Genomic DNA, 1,208 nt, shown 5'->3' on the forward strand with positions numbered 1-1,208 from the left:
GAGTGGCTTCCGGAGCGTCACCTGGCGCGGTTCGTGGTCGAGGTGATTGATCGGCTGGACCTGTCTTGCATGGTGAAGTCGTATCGCGGCTCGGGGTCGGCATCGTATCATCCGAGCGTGCTGCTGGGGCTGCTGGTCTATGGCTGCGCGACGGGGGTATTTTCGAGCCGCAAGCTGGAACGGGCGACCTATGATTCGGTGGCGTTCCGGTTCATCGCCGCCAACGACCATCCCGACCACGACACGATCGCCGCCTTCCGGCGGCGCTTTGCCGCGGAGATCGGGACGTTGTTCGTGGGGGTGCTGCTGCTGGCGCGCGAGATGGGGATGCTGCAGGTGGGCACGGTGGCGCTGGACGGCACCAAGATCCACGCCAATGCCAGCCGGCACAGCGCCCTGTCTTATGAGCATGCGAGCAGGATCGAGGCGCAGCTGAAGGCCGAGGTGGCGGAACTGCTGGCGCTGGCGGAAGCGGCCGACCGCGCCGATGTGCCGGACGGCATGTCGGTCCCGCAGGAGCTGGCGCGGCGCGAGGACCGCCTGGCCCGCCTTGCCGAGGCCAAGGCCAAGATCGAGGCGCGGGCCAGGGAGCGCTTTGCGCGCGAGCAGGCCGAGCACGAAGCGAAGATGGCGGCGCGCGCCGAGAAGGAGAAGGCGACGGGCAAGAAGCCGGGCGGCAAGCCGCCGGCGCCGCCGACCGCAGACCCTGGCGCCAAGGACCAGATCAACCTGACGGACGAGGACTCGCGCATCATGCCGGTGGCCGGCGGCGGCTTCGAGCAGGCCTACAACGCGCAAGCCGCGGTGGCGGTGGGCTCGATGCTGGTGGTGAGCACCGACGTGGTGCAGGCCGCCAACGACAAGCAACAGATCGAGCCGACGCTGGAGCAGCTCGGGCAGCTGCCCGAGGCGCTGGGCAGTCCCGACAGTCTTCTTGCCGACAGCGGCTATTTCAGCGCCGCCAATGTGACGGCCTGCGCCGCAGCCGGCATCGCGCCGCTGATCGCCATGGGACGCGAGCGCCATCATCCGTCCTGGCGCGAGCGTTTCGCCCCAGCGCCGCCGGTGCCCGACAATCCGACGCCGCTCGCCGCGATGCGCCACCGGCTGGCCACGCCCGACGGCAAGCGGCTCTATGCCCTGCGCAAGCAGACCCCTGAGCCGGTGTTCGGCATCATCAAATCGGTCATGGGATTCCGCCAATTCTC

At 69.1% G+C, this 1,208-nt stretch carries 1 protein-coding gene; it reads left to right on the forward strand.

Going from position 1 to position 1,208, the window contains the following annotated elements; translation table 11 throughout:
* The coding region (locus FHP25_RS40455) for an IS1182 family transposase (RefSeq protein ID WP_147852685.1) at positions 1–1,208 on the forward strand (1,208 nt) is incomplete at both ends.

The sequence above is a fragment of the Vineibacter terrae genome (assembly GCF_008039615.1).
Lineage (GTDB): Bacteria > Pseudomonadota > Alphaproteobacteria > Reyranellales > Reyranellaceae > Vineibacter > Vineibacter terrae.